Genomic DNA, 20839 nt, shown 5'->3' on the forward strand with positions numbered 1-20839 from the left:
AGAAATTTTTAAATAGGTATAAACAATGACAAACGAAAAATATCTAAAAAAGCTTGATGGTGTTGACAAAGTTAAATATTATGATGTAAAGAGTGCAGTTGAGGATATTACTCCAGGCTCTTTTGAAAAACTTAACTATACCTCAAGAGTTTTAGCGGAAAACTTAATAAGAAAGTGTCCAAGTGAAGATTTGAAAGACTCACTTATACAGTTAATAGAAAAAAGAACAGATAAAGACTTCCCTTGGTATCCAAGCCGTGTAATCTGTCACGATATCCTAGGATTAACAGCTTTTGTTGACCTTGCAGGGCTAAGAGAAGCTGTTGCTAAAGAGGGAGGAGATCCTCAAAAGGTAAACCCTGTTGTTCCAACACAACTTATAGTTGACCACTCTTTGGCAGTTGAGTGTGGTGGGTATGACCCAGATGCTTTCCAAAAAAATAGAGATATTGAAGATAGAAGAAATGCAGATAGATTCCATTTTATAAACTGGACTAAAGAGGCATTTAACAATGTGGATGTTATACCTCCAGGAAATGGTATTATGCACCAAATCAACCTTGAAAAAATGTCTCCAGTTGTTCATAATATTGATGGTATTGCAAGTCCTGATACCCTTGTGGGAACTGACTCACACACTCCACATGTGGATGCTTTAGGAGTAATTGCAGTTGGTGTTGGTGGATTAGAAGCTGAAAATGTAATGCTTGGAAACCCATCTTATATGAGAGTTCCTGAAATTATTGGAGTAGAAATAGTTGGAACAAGAGCTGAAGGTATTACAGCAACTGATATAGCTCTTTCTTTAACATCATTTTTAAGAGAAAACAATGTAATTTCAGCTTATTTAGAGTTTTATGGTTCAGGTATTAAATACCTAAATTTAGGAGATAGAGCAACTATTTCAAATATGACTCCTGAGTATGGAGCAAGTGCAGCTATGTTTGCAATTGATGAACAAACAATTGATTATCTAAAACTAACAGGGAGAGAAGCAAATCAAGTAAAACTTGTGGAAGCTTATGCAAAAGCAAATGGTCTATGGGCAGACTCTTTTGCAAATGCAACATATGCTAGAACACTAAAATTTGATTTAACAACAGTAACAAGAAGCTTAGCAGGACCATCTAAACCACATAAGTTAGTTCCAACTTCAACACTAAAAGCTGAGGGAATTGTAAAAGATTTTGTACAAGAGGGTGATAAAATGCCAGATGGTGCAATTTTAATTGCAGCTATTACTTCATGTACAAATACTTCAAACCCTAGAAATGTTGTTGCAGCTGGACTATTGGCTAAAAAAGCAAATGAGTTAGGACTTTCAAGAAAACCTTGGGTTAAATCTTCACTTGCTCCTGGTTCAAAAGTTGCAGAGGTTTACCTAAAAGAAGCAGGACTTCTTCCAGAGCTTGAAAAACTTGGATTTGGTATTGTTGGTTTTGCTTGTACAACTTGTAATGGTATGAGTGGGGCTTTAGATCCAAAAATTCAAAAAGAGGCAGTTGATAATAATATCTACACAACAGCCGTACTTTCAGGAAATAGAAACTTCGATGGAAGAATTCATCCATATGTAAAAGAGGCATTTTTAGCAAGTCCTGCTCTTGTAATAGCTTATGCTCTTGCAGGTTCAATTAGATTTGATATTGAAAATGACTCTTTAGGAAAAGATAAAAATGGAAATGATATCAAACTAAAAGATCTGTGGCCAAGTGACAAAGAGATTGATGAAGTTCTTAACTCTTCACTAAAACCTGAGATGTTTACAGAGATTTATGAACCTATGTTTGCAAGAAGTGCTTTAGGTGATATTAAAGTTGAACCATTTTATAAATGGAGTCCTAAATCAACTTATATCCAAAAACCACCATATTGGGAAGATGAGTTTATGAGTATGCCAGCTCTTAAAAATCTAAGACCTCTTGGTGTTTTCCCTGATAATATCACAACAGACCATCTATCTCCATCAAATGCTATTTTGCCTGATAGTGCTTCTGGAGAGTATTGTATTAAAATGGGACTTCCAATAGAAGATTTAAACTCTTATGCAACCCATAGGGGAGATCATAATACAGCTTCTAGAGCTACATTAGCAAATCCAAAACTATTTAATGAAATGGTTAAAGATGAAAATGGAAATGTTAAACAAGGAAGTTTAACTAAAATTATGCCTGATGGAATTGAGTCTAGAATGTGGGAAGCAATTGAGACTTACAGGGAAAGAAAACAACCATTGATTATCATTGCTGGAACAAACTATGGACAAGGAAGTTCAAGAGACTGGGCAGCAAAAGGTGTAAGACTTGCTGGTGTTGAAGTTTTAATTGCTGAATCAATTGAGAGAATTCACAGAACAAACCTTGTTGGTATGGGTGTACTTCCTCTTCAATTTAAAGAGGGTGAGACTAGACACACCTATGCAATCGATGGAACAGAGACTTTTGAAGTTGTTGGAGAGATTACTCCAAGATGTGATTTAACTGTTGTTATGACAAGAGCTAATGGAGCACAAGTTGAAATTCCTGTAACTTGTAGATTGGATACTTCTGCTGAAGTTGAAGTTTATAAAGCTGGTGGAATATTGCAAAAATTTGCAAAAGATGTAGTTGCAGAAGCTTAGTAGCAAATATTAAAACTCTTTTAGGGTATAAAAGCCCTAAAATAGACTTTTTATAAGAGAGGCTAAGAGCTGATTCTTCAGCTCCTTTAGATTTGGCTTCTTTTAGTAAAAATTTACTTTTTACGTTAAAAAGAAGATATAAATTTAAGGTCCCTCAAAAATTGGGACAATTTTTAAGGAATAAAATGAGTTACGAACCACAAATCAGTGTAAAAGCCACCTATATGAGAGGTGGTACAAGTAAGGGTACTTTTTTTAATATTGCTGATTTACCAAAAGAGGCACTAGAAAATCAAGAGGCTAAAGACAAACTTCTTTTAAGAGTTGTTGGAAGCCCAGATGTTTATGGTAAACAAATTGATGGTATGGGAGGAGCAACTTCAAGTACTTCTAAAACTGTACTTGTTGGTAAAAGCACAGTTGCAAACCATGATGTGGATTACTACTTTGGTCAGGTTTCTATTGATAAACCTTTTATGGATTGGTCAGGAAACTGCGGAAACCTATCAAGTGCTGTTGGTCCTTTTGCCATTAAATGTGGTTTAGTTGACAATGTTCCTCAAGATGGTATTTGTTGTGTAAGAATTTGGCAAGCAAATATTAAAAAAACTATTCTTTGTTATGTTCCAATTAAAAATGGAGTAGTTCAAGAGATTGGTGACTATGAGATTGATGGAGTTGCATTTAAAGCTGCTGAGATTAAATTGGAGTTTGTAGAGCCAGTTGATCCAAGTGAAGAGCTTTTTCCTACAGGAAATTTAGTGGATGATTTAGAGGTACCTGGGATTGGAACTTTTAAAGCTACTATGATAACTGCTGGGATTCCTACAATCTTCTTAAATGCTGAAGATTTAGGATACAAAGGAACTGAACTTCAAGGTGACATTAACTCAGATAAAAAAGCTTTAGAGAAATTTGAGACTATTAGAGCCTATGGTGCAATTAAAATGGGACTAATTAAAGAGGTAAAAGAGGCTGAAACAAGAGCTCACACTCCAAAAATTGCTTTTGTTTCAAAACCTCAAAACTATGCTGCATCAAGTGGAAAAGAGATTACAGTTTCAGATATTGATTTAAATGTAAGAGCTCTATCTATGGGACAACTGCACCACGCTATGATGGGAACTGCTTCTGTTGCTATTGGAGTTGCTGCTTGTGTTCCTGGAACTTTGGTTAATATTGCTGCTGGTGGTGGAGAGAAAGATTCAGTTACTTTTGGGCACCCATCAGGAACACTAAAAGTTGGTGCAACACTAAGCCAAAACAATGGAAAATATAGCGTTGATAAAGCTAGTATGAGTAGAAGTGCAAGGGTAATCATGGATGGTTATGTTCATGTACCTGCTGATACTATGAAATAAAACTACTTTTTATAAAAGGAAAGAGCCTCTTTCCTTTTATCTATTTTTTAAAAACATCTTTATATCATAAATAGATATGGCATAAACCATATCACTTTTTTTTGGATTATCAAAAGAGACTAACCCTGCAAGTAAATCTTTTTGAGTAAGAACTGGTGCTCCAGATATTCCCTCTTTCCCTACTATTTTTAATTCAAGGATATATGAAAGTTTATGTTCAAAACTATCTTCAAATTTCCATTTATACTCTTTTAGAATCTGATAAATATATCCATTTGATTTTTGCCATAAATTTTCATTTTGATGCCCTATATAGTATATTTTATCATCCAAATTTAGCTTGCTCATAGAGGCAAACTCTATCGGTTTTTTATTTTTTAAAAAAGTTTTGTTCTCAATTTTTAATAGAGCTAAATCTTTTTTCTTATCTACTTTAATAACTCTTGCTTCATAAAAGTTTGTGGCATTATCTTTAAAAGCCACTTTAACTCTTTTTTTCCCATCAATTACATGAAAGTTTGTGAGCACTTCGGCATCTTTTGAAATTAATACTCCTGAACCAATTTTGGAGTCATTTACAACTAAAGCAATAGAGTTATCAATACTATTAGCAAAAAGTGCAAAACTAAAAAGAATTAATATAAACAAGACTCTTTTCATCTAATAATACAAAAACCCTAATACTCTTTTTACAGAGCCTTCAAAAGTATCATCATTATTCCAATCATCAAGTTTTAAATCTCCAGTTCTAAACTGACTAAAGAGTTTGCTTTCTCCTAAATGTGAAAGTATTGCATCACTATTAGAGACTGTTATTTTCTCTTTATTAATCAATATTTTTGTGTAATAGGTCTCTTTTTTATCTGATTCTTCTTCTAACTCAATTGCTTGTTCATGACTTAATATTTCATTATAATATCTTGGTTTTCTTGGGGTTAAAAGGATTAAAATCGATTTTCTTGTCTCAGACTTTTCTGATCTTGAAAATAGATATTGAACTCCTGGAATATCTTGTAATATTGGCACTCCACTCTCTGAATCATCAGAAGTACTTTCAGTTAAACCACTTAAAATTAGTGTTTCATCAAATTTTAAAACAGCAGTTGCCTCAACAGAGGTTTGAGAAGTCTGACTAAAAGCTGTAAACCCAACATTTTCAGATAAAGATTCCAAAAAAGCTCTTTTTGCTTCAACAGAAATTTCAAGGGTATCGTCCCCTAAAAACCTTGGTATTATATTTAAGTTTAATCCAACTGGAACATCTTCCATAGAACCATCTGCATTGGAACTACTTAATTGAACATGCAAAGTAGAACCTGAATAGAATTTTGATGGTTTATTCTCAACTGCCAAAAGAGAAGGTCTTGCTAATATTTCAGCTTTATTATTATCATCATTAAAAATATTGAAGTTATACTCCAAATTCATAAAACTAAACTCAGGAGAGTATATCTCCATACTACTTCCACCTGTTCCTGTGGTTTTGATTCTACTATACATTGTACCTGATAAAGTTGTTTTCAAACCATCTAATAGGTTTATTCCTTTTGACTGAGATTTAACTTCATTTGTCTGAATTATTGCCACATCAACAAGGGTCATTTTAGGCAGATTTTTATTTACTGTAACTGTAGTAGTATTATCACTTTGTTTTTGTTCAATTGTATTTAATGAATTTTCGCTTGATAAAGAGGAAGAGTCATCAAAATCTTGTGAAACTGTAGTAGATGTATCATCATTGTCAAAAATTGGATAATTATCAGCTAAAGCATAGTAATTTTTCCAATCATTAACTCTATTTGATACTAAATCAAAACTAAGTTTTCTCATATATTCGTCTTTATCTTTGTACTTCTCATTTAAGACTTTGTTAAAAAGTTGTAATGTCGCTTTTGCAATCTCATTTTTCCCAGATGCAGCTTGTGAAAAAAGCAAATTTCTTAAACTTGCCAAGTTTTCGGGATCAACCTCATAAGCCCTTTGTGAAGCCCAAGAGTTAAGTGCAATATCATTGCAATAGTATGAAGCTACAGCTAAACCTCTTAAAAGATAAGGATTTTTATCCTCAAACAAAAGACCATGGGCAAACTCATTTTGTGCTTTTCTATACTCTTTTTTCTTAAAATAGATATTTCCCAAGAAGTATGATGCCCAGTAATTAGTATCATCAAGCATTAAAGAAGTGGTATAACCTGTTTGTGCTAAATCAAGCATTTTGCTGTTGCCATTTAGAGATTGCAAGTGATAAGATAATCCATTTAGAAAATGTAAGTTTGCATTATCAGGACTTAGTCTTAAGCCTTCATTGAACAGTTTGGTAGCATTTTGATATTTACCATTTTCTATATTTTTTATTCCCTCTTTTATTACATAAGTTATTCTATCTTTTTGAGGAATATCATTTAACAAATTAGCAACTTTCATATTTGGTGGCTCAACAAAACTACTATTTTGTGCACTACATCCACCTAATACAAAGATAAAAAATGCCAACCCTAAAATATCTCTTTTTCTATAAAAACCCACTGCTTATACCTTTTTTATTTTACAAAATCTATATCTTGCCCAGATGAATTAACACACTGACTAAGTTCTGCTTTTCCAATTTTATTTCCATCTAAATCAACACCCAATGTAATACATTTATTGTTAACATTACTTTTTAATTGAAAACTATTTCCCTCTTGAATATTTGTCCAAAGGATATTTTTCTCTTTATTACAAGGTTGTAGTACCAAACTCTTATTATCTTTTGGATTAGGAGTAACACACCAACCAGATTGCGCATGAATTAGTTTCAAATCACCATTTAACTCTTCAATATAATTAAATTTATCCTCTATAGCACTCTCACAAGCGGTTGATATTAAAACATTATCTTCTTTTGATATCATCTTTTCATACTCTTTTGCTGTTGTAGTCAAGTTACCTTTTTTTGACTCAACTTTAATAGATATATTTCCTACTCTTTTTACTTCAAAGAAGTATTGATCAAAAGATTTTTTAGTTGAAAGACAAGTTCCATTTTTAGCATCAATCAAATCTTCTACATTGTGATAAGTAGGTCGTTGTGTATCTTCAATATCCCTAAACATTTCACTTGCCATACCAACACATCCTGTCCATGTAGCATATGCAGTTTTTGGATTGGCACTTTCTATATCAAAGTGCAAACATTTTTCTGAATATTTATTTACAATTTTATCCCAATATCCATCTTCAGAGACAATTTTCCATTTTTCATGTTCATCTTTGCCATTACACTCTGATAGAGCTAAAAACTCTTCTGAAAACGTTCCATCTCCTGTTGTTTTTGCTTTTAGACATAAACCTTTACTTTTTAGTTGAATATATCCGTTTCCCACATCAACTGCACTCCATCTTTCACTTTGAACATCTTGACAATTCTCTTGGTAAACATCTACACCATTTAATGCTACTCCCAAACATAAAGAGCTATGTCCCACAACCAAATATTTATCATTGAAAAGTTTACTTTGAGGCATAAAATCAACAATTGAATAAGAAGAAAAGGCATTATTAATCTCTTGCGTTACGTCATTATAACCATCAACATATAGATCTGAAGTCTCATCCATTGATTTTAAAATACTACTGTATTTCTCTTCCTCTTGAGATAGATCCTCTTGCATTTTCTCTTTTAAATTATTAAGCAATTTAAATATATGTGCATGTATCCAGTTTGTCACTTTTGGATATTTTTGTTTAAACTCTTCTTCTATTAGATTATCAATTACTAAAGCAGGTAACAAACCAAAGCTTTTTGCATTTTGAGCAGGATTTGCAGGATAAAAAGCAAAATATTTTTTATACTCTTTATCTTTTATTTTAAAAGAGATATCCACAACAAAAGGAAGATTGTTTTTTATATCATTGTAACTTCCAACCAATAATACTTGCTCAATCTCTAACATATCTCCAGCTTCTTCAGCCTGATTTATAAAATTAGTTGCTTGTTTGTCAATCATATCTTTAGCTTGTGAAACTGTGTCACTTTCAGCTTTTTTTGCAGCTGTAATAATTGCCTTTTCATTATACATATTTAATAATGATTGAAGTTTATTATCTAAATTTTGTGCAGTTGTAAGAGCATCTCTTGCCGCTTCATAAGACTTCTCTTTAATCTGCCAATCACCATAATATGCAACTTCTTTGGTACAATATTTGCCTTTTTCATAAGGGTGTTCATACTTACTTGTATTTTTACATTTTGATTTATACTCTTCATATTTGCTTTTTGTATTATCTGCATCTTGTTTTAATTTTTGAATATCAGATTTAAGACTCAAGCCCAATCTTTTTAAAGTATCATCAGCAACTTTATAATTTTTTTTTGCATCTTGAAGCTCCTTATAAAACTCATCAGAGACTTTTTTAGCATCAGTGTAGGCTTTTTGTAAAGTAGGATAGAGATTTTTAGCCTCATTTGAAATCTCTTTTACACCTTGGGTAATCTCATTTTTAAGAAATTTTTGTAGGTCATTATTCTCTGTTAAATCCCCAATTATTAAATAGTCATTTTGATCACTATCATATTTAAAGGTTAAATCAGCTTTTCCTATTGTATCAAAGTCTATTGTAGAGTTGAAAAATAGTTTATCTTTTTCTAATTTCACTATTGCTCCAAGTGAAGCAGTATTCCCAAAAAGTTTTACTTTAGACTCAACTAAAAGAGGATCTTGATGTAATTTGTTATTTGTAAAGGTTATAGGACCAACACTAAAATCATTAATAGTTTGTGTGATATCGCTAATCTTTTTAGTTTTATTATATTTTGACAAATCTATTGTACTTTTTGCTTTTGAATAACTAGAAGTAAGTTCTCTATCTTTTGAATTTTTTCTTATTGTAGAAACTCTTCGTGAATGAATATCAGAATTAGCAGTAGCTTGTAAATTTAGATCTTTTTTTGCACTTTTAACCTTTTCAAATAGAGCATCTACATACTTCTTTTTCATAAAAAAATGAGGATTCCCAAGCTCTGTTCCATGTATATTTAAATCAGCTCCAAAACTAACACCTGAACCAATACCTAAAATTGGATCTTCAGCACCAGGAGTTGCAAAAGATAAATAGGTATCATTTATAGTCAATACTTTGGCATCTTTTTTTGCCCATTTTTTTGCCCAACCTTTTGCAGAATCATTTTTTGCTGGTTGATCTTTTATACATTGGTCAACTTTTGAAGATATCTCTTGTGAAGTGATTTTTGAATAACTATATTTTGTTTTTATTGTTTTATTATTTAAATAATCACTTGCACAATCTTCACTGTAATAAACAGAGATATCACCATCATCTTCACTACTTACAGAAGGAAAGTAACGAGAACAAGTTGATTGTGCACAATAAGGCTTAATAGGTGATTCATATCCAGATACTAATAGATACAAATAGTAGTAACCTAAATAATCCAGATCATCAAGCCCAACTTTTAAAGCTACACCATCTGGCAATCTCTCTACAACATTAAAATTTAGTGCTGCCCCAACAGTTAGCTCCGTATCACTAATAGAGGTTTTCCCACCTATTCCCAAGTGAATAGTTCCATCATCTTTTATTATCCCATCAATAGAGACATTTTCTATTTCTAACTGTTCATAAATACCAAAAGGATTTTTCCAATTATCATTTACAATACCATAAATTAATAAATCAACCCCCTCTTCATCTACACCAACACCAAGTCCTCCCTCAACCATTAAAACTGTTTTACCATCATCAATAGAGAAATCTAAATCAACTCCAATTTTAAAATCATCCGTTTGAATTTTGATAAAAAAGCCAGGGGCAACATCTGCATTTAGTTTAAAAGCTTTGGGAGGTTTTATAGCAACTTTTGTATCCATTAATAGATTTAAGTTAATACCAAAATCACCATCAGTTCCTAAAACTCCAGGGAGAGTGCCCATTACAAAGGCAGTTTCACTAAAACCAAGGTTTACTCCTTTTGTAGCAATCCCTATAATCTTTTTCCCAAAAGTTCCAGAAGCTTGCAAAGAGAATTGTCCAGCAAGACTAAGTCCACTTGCAATATTAATTTTATTTGAATTCTTACCAAACACATCTTTTACAGCATCTTTTGCAACGGCTGAAACATCATTTATTGTTCCTATTAAACCATGTGTACTATATATTATTGCAGCCTTTGGAAGAGTAATCTCTTTTATGTGGCTATTATTTTTAAGTGATGAACTGCTAGGCAAAAGAGAAGATAAAGAGAAATCTTTTAAATCAAATGCAAAATTTACCCCTTTTCCTTTTCCTTTAAAAAGATACATAGTAGAATCTAGCTCAAATATTTTTGTCTCAACTTCAAGGCCACCACTTGCAATTTTAACTTTTTCCAAAGATAAATCTTTTATAAACTTAGGAAGCTCTTTTCCATCTATTGATGAACCAACTATATCACTAAATTTTAGATTATCATCTAACTCTACATAGTTGAATTTTACAGTTTTTGAACTATTAGGAGTACCGTTTAAAAGAAAATCTATAATAAAATCTATATCTTTCCCTTTTATATTTATGCCTCCAAAACCTGATAAATCAATCTTTGCATCTTTTGTTTTTTTATCCTCTTTTGTTTCACTTATTTTTATTTGATAGCCTAGTTGAACTTTTGATTTTAAATCATCAGCAAAAGGCAAAAAATCTAAACTTGCAATTTTTGTGAAGTCTATACTCTCTTTAGTCATACTCAAAAGGCTAAGTGTTTTTTTTGTAGAAGTTCCATCTGTTTCAGCTTTTCCAAAATCAATTAAAAATGCAGATTCTTGACTTTGATTTAAAACAGATACTCTTCCATTTGCAGTTAGCATATAGTTTAAACTATCTGATTCACTTGGTAGTTTTAAACTATCTGGTAGTTTATTCCAAGGAGAAGTTGAATAATCAGAAAGATTTACTCCTAAAACAACATCTTCTAATTTTATATATTTATCAAGCCCTTTTATTGTTGCAACTGGTAAATCCATCTCAAGAGTAAAATCTTTTATATATTCATCTGGCTGCATTGTTGGTGGTTTATAACCATCTACTTTTACAGGATTTATTGCAAAATGTCCTGTAGCATCAAAAGTTGAGAGTTCTATTCCTGCTAATGAAAGCAAATTTGCTAACTCATCATTTATCTTTTTGTCAATTATTGCTTTAAAAGTTGCATTTGAAGAAGATGAAACTTTAATATCTTTCCATTTTCCAAATTTATCTATTATATCTTTAGGAATATTCTCTTTTTTTATTGTGGCACTATAAGATATTTCAGGTTTTTTACTTTGCATATTAATGGGAGTAATAATCAATAAATTTTTAAATTTTAGACTCTTTATCCCTTTTATTTTTTTTATATTTGATGGAAGTAAGCTCTTTAACTCTATCTCATTATCATCAAAGAAATAGGCTTGATACTCAACTTCTGGTTGCTTTTGTAAAGCATTGGCATCTTTTTTTATTATAAAAGTTGTGACATTATCAAACTTTTTTTTTGTTGATAAATTATTTAATTTATTCAACTCAATTTTTTGATTTTTCTTTACTTCATAAAATCCATCACCATTTACAAACTCTGCTTGTAAATATTGTACACAAACTACACCTTGAAATATAAGGAATAACAATAGTTTAAATATTTTATGCATAATTTCTCCTAATGACTTTAACCTTTATAAGGGTATCACAATCTATATTAAAAATAAAATTATTTATGTAATTATAAAATTTTATAATTTAATAAAATATCCTAATTTAACAATTATTTATTGATTGCAATCAATGATAACAATTATCAAATATGTCATAATCTGCAAAAAATATAGGATAATTTATGCAGTTCTCAACATCGTTTACCCAAAAACCTGTCAAAAAGCCTTGGTTGAGTCGATTTACATCACAACCTCATCAGCTGTTTTTTAGCTCTGCAATTTTCTTTGCACTACTTATTATGGCTCTAAGCGCATATAGTTTATTGCTTTCAAGTCATTTAGACTTTGTATTGGTACACTCTTTTGGTCTAAATTTTGCTCTTTTTTCAAATGCCTTTTTAGGTTTTTTGATAACAGTAATGCCAAAATATAATGGTTCAAGAGAAATTGAGTCAAACAAATATATTCTATCTTGGATATTTTATCAAATAGGAGTTTTCTCTGCTCTTTTTATAAATGTAAGTTTGGGTAAATTTATTGTATCTTCTGTAATAATATACTTTGTTTATATATTTTATAAAATAATAAAAAATAGTCAAGTTGCTATCAAAGAGGATAGTATCTATATAAACTCTATTTTACTTTTAGGTGCTATTTTTCTTTTAGTTGAGAGTGTTACTTCATATAACTTATCAATGTTAGTATTTTTTGCATATATCTTACCTATGGTTTATATAATAGCTCTTAAAATGGTTCCTGCTTTCTATTTTACTTATACCAAAGAAATCCCTTGGCAAAAACCTAAGTTTATCAAACCTTTATCTGTAATACTTCTTTTTACAATAGGTATTTCACTACAGTTTGAGCTTAAACTTCTACTTCAAATATCATCATTTTTATCTGCTTCATTTTTTGGTTATACAATTTATAAGCTTGATTTTTTCAAAAAAACACCTGCAATTTTATCAATATTGGTTTTAGGATTTTTATGGTTTGAATTTGGTTTTATAATTTTATTTATTGAGTCTCTTTTAAATATTTACACTTTAAAACTCTCTCTTCATATCTTTGCATTAGGTTTTGTAACAACTCTTTTAATAGGTTTTGGCTCTAGAGTTGCAATGGGACATTCAGTTCCACCTCAACCTATTATTGCAGACAAATTCACTATATTTCTTTTTGCTCTTACTCAAATATTAATCTTAAGTAGAATTGCTGTCTCTATTAGTTTTATGAATGATAGTAATCTATATTCTATTTCTTTATCTATAAGTATAGGATTATGGATAATTCTCTTTTTGCTCTGGTTTGCAAGATATGGAAAAACTATACTAAGAGTACGTAACTAAAGCAATTTATGCTTTAGTTACAATCAACAACCCTATTTTTACCACTTTTTTTAGCTAAATAAAGAAGTTCATCAGCTCTTTTATAAATAGTTTCACTATTATCATTTTCCATAACTTCTGTTAAACCAATACTTATAGTAATCTTTTTATCTTTGATTATTTTCAATTGTGTTTCAATAATCTCTCTTATCTTTTCTGCTACCTCTTTTGCTTCTTCAATATTTGTCTCAGATAAAAGCAATACAAACTCCTCTCCTCCAACTCTAAAGAAGTAATCATTTACTCTAATTTTATTTGTAACCAATTTAGTAAGTTCTATTAATACTTTGTCTCCTATTACATGTCCATAGGTATCATTGACTATTTTAAAATCATCAATATCAAAAATCATAAAAGAGAAAGTATATTTATATCTTTTGTAAAAAGAGAAGAGTTCAACTATTTTTTCATTAAAAAACTTTCTGTTATATATTTTTGTTAGGGCATCTTTATAGGTTTGCTCTTTTAATCTTTTATGAATAACTTTTAATCTCTTATTTTGAATTCTTAATATATTTGTTTTTTTTCGAATCTCTTCTTCAAGCATAACTTTAGTCACAAGCCATTTTTTCTTACTTAAATAATAGAAGATAAGCAGAAGAATAGAAAAAGATGCACCCATAACTGTAACTATAATAAAAATAGTCTCTTGCATAGAAAGTTGAATAAAACTCTCTTTTTTAAACCACTTATCATATATCTTCTCTAACTCACCACTTAATTTTAATTCCGTGATTGCTTCATCTAAAATTGGTAATAAAAAAAGATACTGTTTTGAGATTCCAACACCCCTTTGAATCTCTTTTAGAGACATTTTAAGAGGTACTATTTCAGGATCATCTATATGAGAACGAACTAGTGGAAGAGGATAACAAAAGGCATCAATTTGTTCTGCTTTTAATGCAGAAACTAACTCCCAAAAATGATTAAATTGCACTTTTTTAGTACTTATATCACTATTTATCAGTTTGTTACAAACATTTGTTGCAATTACTCCAACTCTTCTGTTTTTCAAATCCTCAATTCTATTTATAAAAGTAGCATCTTCTCTTTTGTAAATATTTACAAAAAAAGTATCTGTAGTTTGGGTAAATAAAAAGAGTTCTTCTCTATTTTTGGTTATTCCAATATTTGGAATAATATCAACTTTTCCCTCTTTGAAATATCTAAGTGCTTCTTTAAAATTATTCAATATTACATACTCATACTTTATATTTTTATTTTTTGCAATTCTTTCAAAAAGTTCTACTGCATAACCATCTACTTTGTTATTTTTATTGATAAAGTAGTATGGCTTCCAATCTTTTAACATAGCGACTTTATAAACTTTTTGATCAGAAGAGGCTTCTAAAATTGATAATAATACAAAAAATAGTAATATAAATAATTTTTTCATATCAAATTATATAATAATAAAATAATTCCAAATAAGACATTTTTAAATTAAAAATTATTTAAACTAACTTTAAAGTTAGTTTAAATGTTAAGATATAAGAGTTATTTCACTAATTGAGATATCTCTTTAAATACAGGATTTTTTGCATTTACTGTAAGTTCAAAAAGTAGTGATTCATATGTTGTAGGAATAACTCCTACTTGTACAAGTCTTTGTATTGCCACATCTCTATCTTTCTCTTTTCTAGAGCTTACACAATCTGTTACAAGAACAGGTTGAAATCCCTCTTCAAGAAGATCAAGTGCAGTTTGTAAAACACATACATGGGTCTCTATCCCTGCAAGTATTACAACCTTTTTCCCACTATTTTTTATTGCGCATAGTCCATCATCATTTCCACAACAAGAGAATGTTGTTTTTTCAAAATGAGGATAATCATCAACAAGCTCTCTTAAACTTGCAATTGTTTCACCAATACCTTTTTTATACTGTTCATTTACTATTATTGGAATATTGTGAAGTTTAAGCCCTTTTACCAAAGTGATAAGATTTTTTTCCAACTCTTGATTATTTAATATATGAGGGAAAAGTCTCTCTTGAATATCAACTTGTACAAAAATACAATCTTCAGCTTTTATTTTACCAGTCACTTTTATCATACTTTACTCCTTGAAATAAATGTATGATACAAAATGAAAACAAAAATGTCTAGTAAAATTGATAAATTTATCTGTGATTTTTTTAAATTGTTTAAGATTTTTTCATAAGGGAGCAAACTCCCTTAAAAATGCTATTTGAATGCTACTTTTTCAGCTCTTTCAAGTAACTCTTTTGCACCTTGATCTATAAAAGTTTGTGCTAAACTTTTACCTAATGTTTCATACTCTTCAATATTTGCAGTAATATCTTCTTCTATATATTCACTACCGTCAGGCATTCCAACTATTGCTTGAACTCTAATTGATTTTTCATCCACAATAGTAGCTTTTACTCCAATTGGAACTTGACATCCACCTTGAAGTGTATCAACAAAACTTCTTTCAACTGTAGCTTCAATATGTGCATTGTTATCATTTAAAACTGAAACTATCTCTAATACTTCTTTATTACCAGTTGTCTCTATTCCTAAAATTGCTTGTCCCATTGATGGAATCATTTTATCAGTTGATATTGGAAGAAAATTATTTACTTCATTCTCAATTTTTAGTTTCTGAACTCCCGTTGCAGCTAAGATAATTGCATCATATTCACCTGCTTTTAACTTTGCAATTCTAGTATTGATATTTCCTCTTAAATCTTTTAATTCAATATCTGGTCTTAAAATTTTAAGTTCCATTCTTCTTCTTAAGCTTGTAGTTCCTATTACTGCACCTTGTGGTAACTCATCCAAAGAGCTATATTTATCACTTAAAAAAGCGTCTCTTGCATCAAATCTTTTTGAAACAGCAGCTAATTGTAAACCCTCTTCAAATTGTGTAGGAACATCTTTTAGTGAGTGAACCGCTAAATGAGCCTCTCCATTTAACATTGCAACCTCAAGCTCTTTTGTAAAAAGACCTTTCCCTCCAATTTTTGCCAAAGGAACGTCTAAAATCTTATCACCTTTTGTAGAAAACTCTTGTAACTCAATCTCTAAATCTGGATAGTGTTTGTTTAATTCCGCTTTTATATACTCACTTTGCCAAATTGCTAATTTACTTTTTCTTGTCGCTATTACTAGTTTTTCCATTTATTACATTCCTAACTCTTGATATTTTAATTTTGATTTATCATATTCACCATTTACAAAAATTGTAGGTGTTCCTTGAACTAAAGCCTCTTCACCCATAGATATATCTTGTGCAACTTCTGCTGAAATCTCTTTGCTATCTAACTCTTCAAGGGTAATTTTTGTCTCAAATACTTTGTTAAAGGCATCTAAAATCTTTTTTTGATTTGTCTCTTTTGGTTCAAAATAGATGTCCCAATCAGCTTTATAAACTTTTAGTTCAATATCTTTTATCCCTTTTTTCTTTCCAATAACCATAAGTTTTGTTAAGGCATTTGATGCTGGATGAATTCTAAGTAGTGGGAAATGATAATAATATAGTGCTATAGAATCTTTATGCTCATTTGCATATTTTGCAATATCTGGCACATAATCCATACAAAAAGGGCATAAAGGATCAGAAAAAACAACTAATTTGTTTTTTGCACTGCTACTTCCTGCAATTAGCTTACCACTATCATAATATTTTGAACTTAAATTAGGTCTAATCAACTCTTTTAAAGAGTCTCCACTTTTTACATCAAAAAGCTCTGGCGATATAACATTCCCATCTGAAAAAATTACATCTTTTGCTTTTACATCTTTCCCTGCAAATTTAATATCCAAATCAACAATATAACCATACCAACCCTTTTGAGGCAGCTCTTTTTTCATATTAATTGAGATATTTTTTATTTCAACTCTCTCATTTTTTGAAAACCTACTTTTCTCAAACTCTATAACGCTTTTATCAATACTGTTATTTGCAAAAACTGCTGTTGTAATAACAAAAGAGATAATAGAAACTCTTTTAATTAATTTCATAATAATATCCTCATTGAAAGTTCATTCATATCTAAACTCGTGCTAATTATAATGTTTAAAGACTTAAATGTTAAGTTTTGGTCTTAACCGTAATTTTCTTAACTCTTAGAAGCTCTTTGGCTGCATTTAATTGGGCAGAATTAAGAATATCATTTAACTCTAACTCTTTTTGAGAAGGTGCTGGATTGTTTATTTTATTCATATCAGCAACACAACCAGCACCAATTTCAACATCCTCTATCATTGAACCCGCTTCATCATTTCCATTCTCTTCCAAAACAGCAGGTTCTTCCTCTTTTATTTTGTTTTGGATATCAGACTTTTTTTCAGTATCTTCCTCTTTGACAAACTCTATTTCAATATCATTGCCAAAAATATCATAGATAAAAACTTTAATTATCCCATAGTGTTTAAGAAGAAATTTTCTATCTTCCCCTTGGGCAAAAGTAGTAATTATAAGTTTTTTGTCTTCAAAATTTTTATAAACAAAATTTGTTTCAAAAACCTCTCCTAACTCATAATCCCTTTCATACACTTTTTCAATGAGTTTTTTATATAAAACCTCATTTGCATCAAGTTTTTTCACCTGTTCTTTTGGTTCTTCTATTTGAGGAATTGGTTCATAAATCACCTCTTCTATCTCATCTTCTACTTCTTGAAGTTCCTCTTCTTTAGGCTGTTTTGTTACCTCTTCCACATAACAATTATCCTCTTGGGCTATCTCATCAAAAGGTGTCTGAAAAGGTAAAGTTTGGTTTGTCTCTTCTTCTTTTTCTTCTTTAACTATTGGTTCAATACTCTCTTCAATTGGAGAGACCACTTCAACAGCTCCTTCTAAAATATCCAAAGATACTTCATCATGTAAAGGTTGGTTTTCAGCTCTTTTATTTTCAAAATATTGTTTATTTAAAACTACATCTTGATCATCATAGGCATGGTTTACATCATGATGAGAGTGTTCAATAACTTTCTCAACAGAGATAGCCTCTTTTACAACCGCTTGGACTTCTAAGTTTTCCACATGGTTAATAATCTCATCAATTGTTCTAATATTTGTTGCTTCAACCATTTTCATTAAAGTTAAGATAAGAACAAACCCTCCATCAGAGTTCATTGATAGAAGATGTTTTGCATCACTTAAAATTCTAAAAAATCTATCAAATAAAAGTAAATCAAATTTTGCATCTTTTTCAAGCATTTTTTGTTTTAAATAGATTGTCATTTCGTCACAAACCTGTGAAATCTCATAGTTTTCCAACTCTTTTGCAACTTTTAAAATGTCACCTTTTTTTAAAATAATATCAAAAAGTTCATCCATTAGTTTTGGTTCAATAAGTCCTAGCATATCCACAACTGCTGTTGTAGTTACTTTTCCTTTTGAGAAGATAATAGCTTGATCAAGTAGAGTTAGAGTATCTCTTAAACTTCCTTGTCCACTTCTTGTAAGTATCTCTAAAGCAGGAGTTTCAAAATCAATATTCTCTTCATGTAAAATATGAGAAAGGTGGTGCAAAACATCACTTGGTGCAATTTTATTAAATCTAAAATGTTGCGTTCTACTTAAAATTGTTGCTGGAAGTTTTAGAGGATCAGTAGTTGCAAGAATAAATTTTACAAAGCCTGGAGGTTCTTCTAAAGTCTTTAAAAGGGCATTAAAAGCTTGAGGCGTAAGCATATGAACCTCATCAATGATAAAGACTTTAAATCTTGCACTGCTTGGTTTGTATTTTGTATGTTCTATTAAATCTTTAATGTCATCAATACCTCTATTTGAAGCCGCATCCATCTCTATAATATCAAGATGTCTATTTGAATTTGCACTTTTACAGTTTTCACAAACATCACAAGGTTTTGATGTGGGTCCATTTGAACATAAAAGAGCTTTTGCCATAATTCTTGCTGTACTTGTTTTTCCCGAACCTCTAAGTCCTGAAAAAAGGTAAGCATGAGATAATCTACTAGAATCCAAAGCCAAAGAGAGTGTTTGAGAAATTGTAGCTTGACCTACTAAATCTTCAAATCTCTTGGGCCTATACTTTAGCGCTAAAACCTTCTTCTCTACTATTTGTTCATCACTCATTAACTTCCTTTATTGAGATTTTTCCGCAATCTTTCCATCTATTTAAAATTACATTAATCATATCTTTTTTTATTTCGCCAGTGTAATAAACTTCCACTTCTATCTCTTTATTATCACAATAACCACTCTTTTTACATAGTTCATCTAATCTTCTAGCAATAGCTTCACCAGTTTCAATTAAAATGGTATCTTTGCCCATAATTTGTAAAATAACCTCTGAAACCAAAGGATAATGAGTACAACCTAAAACAATTGTATCAACACATCTTTTTTTCATTGGTCCAAGCCACTTTTCAAGCATATTGTAGGTATCTTCATGGAATATTTTTCCATTTTCTATTTGTTCAACTAAACCTGCACATGCAACTTCATAAACTGAAAAATCATGTTCAAATGATAGTTTTGTAAGAAGTTCTTTGTATTTATCGCCACTAAGTGTCGCAGGAGTTGCCAAAACTCCTATTCTTTTACTTTTTGTTGCTTTTACTGCTGGTTTTATTCCTGGTTCAGTTCCTATTACTATTAAATTCTTAAAAAGTTCTCTTAACTCTTTAATAGCTGCGGAAGTTGCTGTATTACAAGCAACAATTAACACTTCAATTTTAAAATTTGCAATTAAATATTCAGTAATGTTAATACTTCTTTGTAAAATCTGTTCTTTTGATTTTTCACCATATGGAGCAAATTTAGTGTCAGCTACATAAAAAATATCTGCACCCTTAAAAGATTTTGTAATTGCTTGAACAACAGTTAGACCACCAAGTCCAGAATCAAAAACACCAACTCTCAAAAAAAGACCTTTATATAAACTTGAAAAATTATATCAAAAAAGTTATAACTAATATGTTAAAATAAGCTCTTTTAAAAAAGGATTCTTTTGTTTTTCCACTACCATCCATATAAGCCATTTTTATATAATGATACTAAAGCAATTATTGTAGGAACCCTCCCTCCTCCAAGATTTTGTACAAAAGAGTATAAAGAGGAAGATGTGCTGTTTTGTTATGGTTCAAAAGATAATCTTTTGTGGAAAGCTCTTGATGAAATCTACTCTTTAAATCTTCTTTATGATAATTCACAAGAAGCGATTGAACAAAGAAAAGAGTTTTTAATAAAGAAAAAAATAGGAATATGTGATATTGTTGAATCATGTTATAGAGAAAAAATTGATGCCAGTGATTTAGGAATGAAAGATATAGAGCTTAGAGATATTTTGGGTTTTCTAAACAGATATAAAGAGATAAAAACAATTATATTTACAGGAAGTTTATCTAAAAATTCACCTGAATATCTCTTTAGACAAGTACTTAAACAAAATAATATCACTTATCTTAAAATATCAGAAGAAACACCTAAAAAACATATGTTTATATTAGATAGAAATATTACTACTATTAGTCTAACCTCTCCCTCAAATGCAGCAAATAGATATATTGGCTCAACACAAGAGTTTAAAGAGAAAAGAAAAATTAATTCAAACTACTCAACCTTTGATTTTAGAGTAAATCAATACAAAAATATCTTCAATAATTTATAACTGAAATCAGACTTAAGAATATTTTTAATATTTTTCTATTAAAATTATGAATGATTATTCATTTATAGATATGCAGGAGAAGAACAATGTATGTTACTGAAATAATGTTATTCGTGGTTGCAGGATTGGCTCTTTTTACTTTAGTTTCTTGGGGAATTACATTTTTTGTAAAACAAGACTAAATTAAATTCATTTTTACTCCACTTTAAAGTCCAGTCGTA

General features: G+C 30.2%; 13 protein-coding genes. 4 read left to right on the forward strand and 9 right to left on the reverse strand.

What is annotated here, in order from left to right; translation table 11 throughout:
* Positions 1 to 25: 25 nt before the first annotated feature.
* Both acnD and prpF read left to right on the forward strand, forming a co-directional pair.
* Complete coding sequence (gene acnD, locus AEBR_RS13080; RefSeq protein WP_129088191.1) at positions 26 to 2620, forward strand: Fe/S-dependent 2-methylisocitrate dehydratase AcnD; 2595 nt, start codon at positions 26 to 28, stop codon at positions 2618 to 2620.
* A 185-nt stretch (positions 2621 to 2805) separates the two neighbouring features.
* Positions 2806 to 3981, forward strand: coding sequence for a 2-methylaconitate cis-trans isomerase PrpF (prpF, locus tag AEBR_RS13085; protein ID WP_129088190.1), 1176 nt, complete (start codon positions 2806 to 2808; stop codon positions 3979 to 3981).
* A gap of 36 nt (positions 3982 to 4017) precedes the next feature.
* Here the strand turns inward: prpF and AEBR_RS13090 are convergent, their stop codons facing one another.
* From AEBR_RS13090 to AEBR_RS13100, 3 genes are read right to left on the reverse strand one after another with little or no spacing between them, the layout of a single operon-like run.
* A complete protein-coding gene (locus AEBR_RS13090; RefSeq protein WP_129088189.1) occupies positions 4018 to 4641 on the reverse strand; it encodes a trypsin-like peptidase domain-containing protein in 624 nt (207 codons plus the stop codon).
* Positions 4642 to 6507, reverse strand: a complete 1866-nt coding sequence (locus tag AEBR_RS13095; protein WP_129088188.1) for a type II and III secretion system protein — start codon at positions 6505 to 6507, stop codon at positions 4642 to 4644. It lies immediately after the preceding gene.
* Positions 6508 to 6521: 14 nt separating this feature from the next.
* Positions 6522 to 11642 (reverse strand): ricin-type beta-trefoil lectin domain protein, encoded by a 5121-nt coding sequence (locus AEBR_RS13100; RefSeq protein WP_129088187.1) that lies wholly within the window; start codon positions 11640 to 11642, stop codon positions 6522 to 6524.
* A 185-nt stretch (positions 11643 to 11827) separates the two neighbouring features.
* Between AEBR_RS13100 and AEBR_RS13105 the strand changes: the two genes are divergently transcribed.
* On the forward strand, positions 11828 to 12994 hold the full coding sequence (locus AEBR_RS13105) for an NnrS family protein (RefSeq protein ID WP_129088186.1): 1167 nt from the start codon (positions 11828 to 11830) through the stop codon (positions 12992 to 12994).
* A gap of 13 nt (positions 12995 to 13007) precedes the next feature.
* On the opposite strand, the gene AEBR_RS13110 is transcribed toward AEBR_RS13105, so the two are convergent.
* The 6 genes from AEBR_RS13110 to murI form a co-directional block, all read right to left on the reverse strand.
* A complete protein-coding gene (locus tag AEBR_RS13110; protein ID WP_129088185.1) occupies positions 13008 to 14429 on the reverse strand; it encodes a GGDEF domain-containing protein in 1422 nt (473 codons plus the stop codon).
* 101 nt (positions 14430 to 14530) lie between these two features.
* Positions 14531 to 15088 (reverse strand): hydrolase, encoded by a 558-nt coding sequence (locus AEBR_RS13115; RefSeq protein WP_129088184.1) that lies wholly within the window; start codon positions 15086 to 15088, stop codon positions 14531 to 14533.
* A 131-nt stretch (positions 15089 to 15219) separates the two neighbouring features.
* Positions 15220 to 16158 carry a hydroxymethylbilane synthase gene (gene hemC, locus AEBR_RS13120; RefSeq protein WP_129088183.1) on the reverse strand — a complete coding sequence of 313 codons (939 nt, stop codon included), beginning with the start codon at positions 16156 to 16158 and terminating at the stop codon, positions 15220 to 15222.
* Between the two features lie 3 nt (positions 16159 to 16161).
* On the reverse strand, positions 16162 to 17001 hold the full coding sequence (locus tag AEBR_RS13125) for a DsbA family protein (RefSeq protein ID WP_129088182.1): 840 nt from the start codon (positions 16999 to 17001) through the stop codon (positions 16162 to 16164).
* Between the two features lie 70 nt (positions 17002 to 17071).
* Positions 17072 to 19081, reverse strand: coding sequence for a DNA polymerase III subunit gamma/tau (locus AEBR_RS13130; RefSeq protein ID WP_129088181.1), 2010 nt, complete (start codon positions 19079 to 19081; stop codon positions 17072 to 17074).
* The gene (murI, locus tag AEBR_RS13135) at positions 19074 to 19871 is read right to left on the reverse strand and encodes a glutamate racemase (RefSeq protein WP_129088180.1); all 798 of its coding nucleotides are present in this window, start codon (positions 19869 to 19871) and stop codon (positions 19074 to 19076) included. Before murI ends, AEBR_RS13130 begins: the two co-directional genes overlap by 8 nt.
* 87 nt (positions 19872 to 19958) lie before the next feature.
* Between murI and AEBR_RS13140 the strand changes: the two genes are divergently transcribed.
* On the forward strand, positions 19959 to 20618 hold the full coding sequence (locus AEBR_RS13140; protein WP_129088179.1) for a uracil-DNA glycosylase family protein: 660 nt from the start codon (positions 19959 to 19961) through the stop codon (positions 20616 to 20618).
* Positions 20619 to 20839 lie beyond the last annotated feature (221 nt).

Source organism: Halarcobacter ebronensis, assembly GCF_013201825.1.
Lineage (GTDB): Bacteria > Campylobacterota > Campylobacteria > Campylobacterales > Arcobacteraceae > Halarcobacter > Halarcobacter ebronensis.

Bases quoted from the DNA above. Each gene is read 5' to 3' on its own strand.
- AEBR_RS13090 (WP_129088189.1), bottom strand. From the start codon at position 4,641: ATGAAAAGAGTCTTGTTTATATTAATTCTTTTTAGTTTTGCACTTTTT.
- AEBR_RS13100 (WP_129088187.1), bottom strand. From the start codon at position 11,642: ATGCATAAAATATTTAAACTATTGTTATTCCTTATATTTCAAGGTGTA.
- AEBR_RS13105 (WP_129088186.1), top strand. From the start codon at position 11,828: ATGCAGTTCTCAACATCGTTTACCCAAAAACCTGTCAAAAAGCCTTGG.
- AEBR_RS13130 (WP_129088181.1), bottom strand. From the start codon at position 19,081: ATGAGTGATGAACAAATAGTAGAGAAGAAGGTTTTAGCGCTAAAGTAT.
- hemC (WP_129088183.1), bottom strand. From the start codon at position 16,158: ATGGAAAAACTAGTAATAGCGACAAGAAAAAGTAAATTAGCAATTTGG.
- AEBR_RS13115 (WP_129088184.1), bottom strand. From the start codon at position 15,088: ATGATAAAAGTGACTGGTAAAATAAAAGCTGAAGATTGTATTTTTGTA.
- AEBR_RS13110 (WP_129088185.1), bottom strand. From the start codon at position 14,429: ATGAAAAAATTATTTATATTACTATTTTTTGTATTATTATCAATTTTA.
- AEBR_RS13125 (WP_129088182.1), bottom strand. From the start codon at position 17,001: ATGAAATTAATTAAAAGAGTTTCTATTATCTCTTTTGTTATTACAACA.
- prpF (WP_129088190.1), top strand. From the start codon at position 2,806: ATGAGTTACGAACCACAAATCAGTGTAAAAGCCACCTATATGAGAGGT.
- acnD (WP_129088191.1), top strand. From the start codon at position 26: ATGACAAACGAAAAATATCTAAAAAAGCTTGATGGTGTTGACAAAGTT.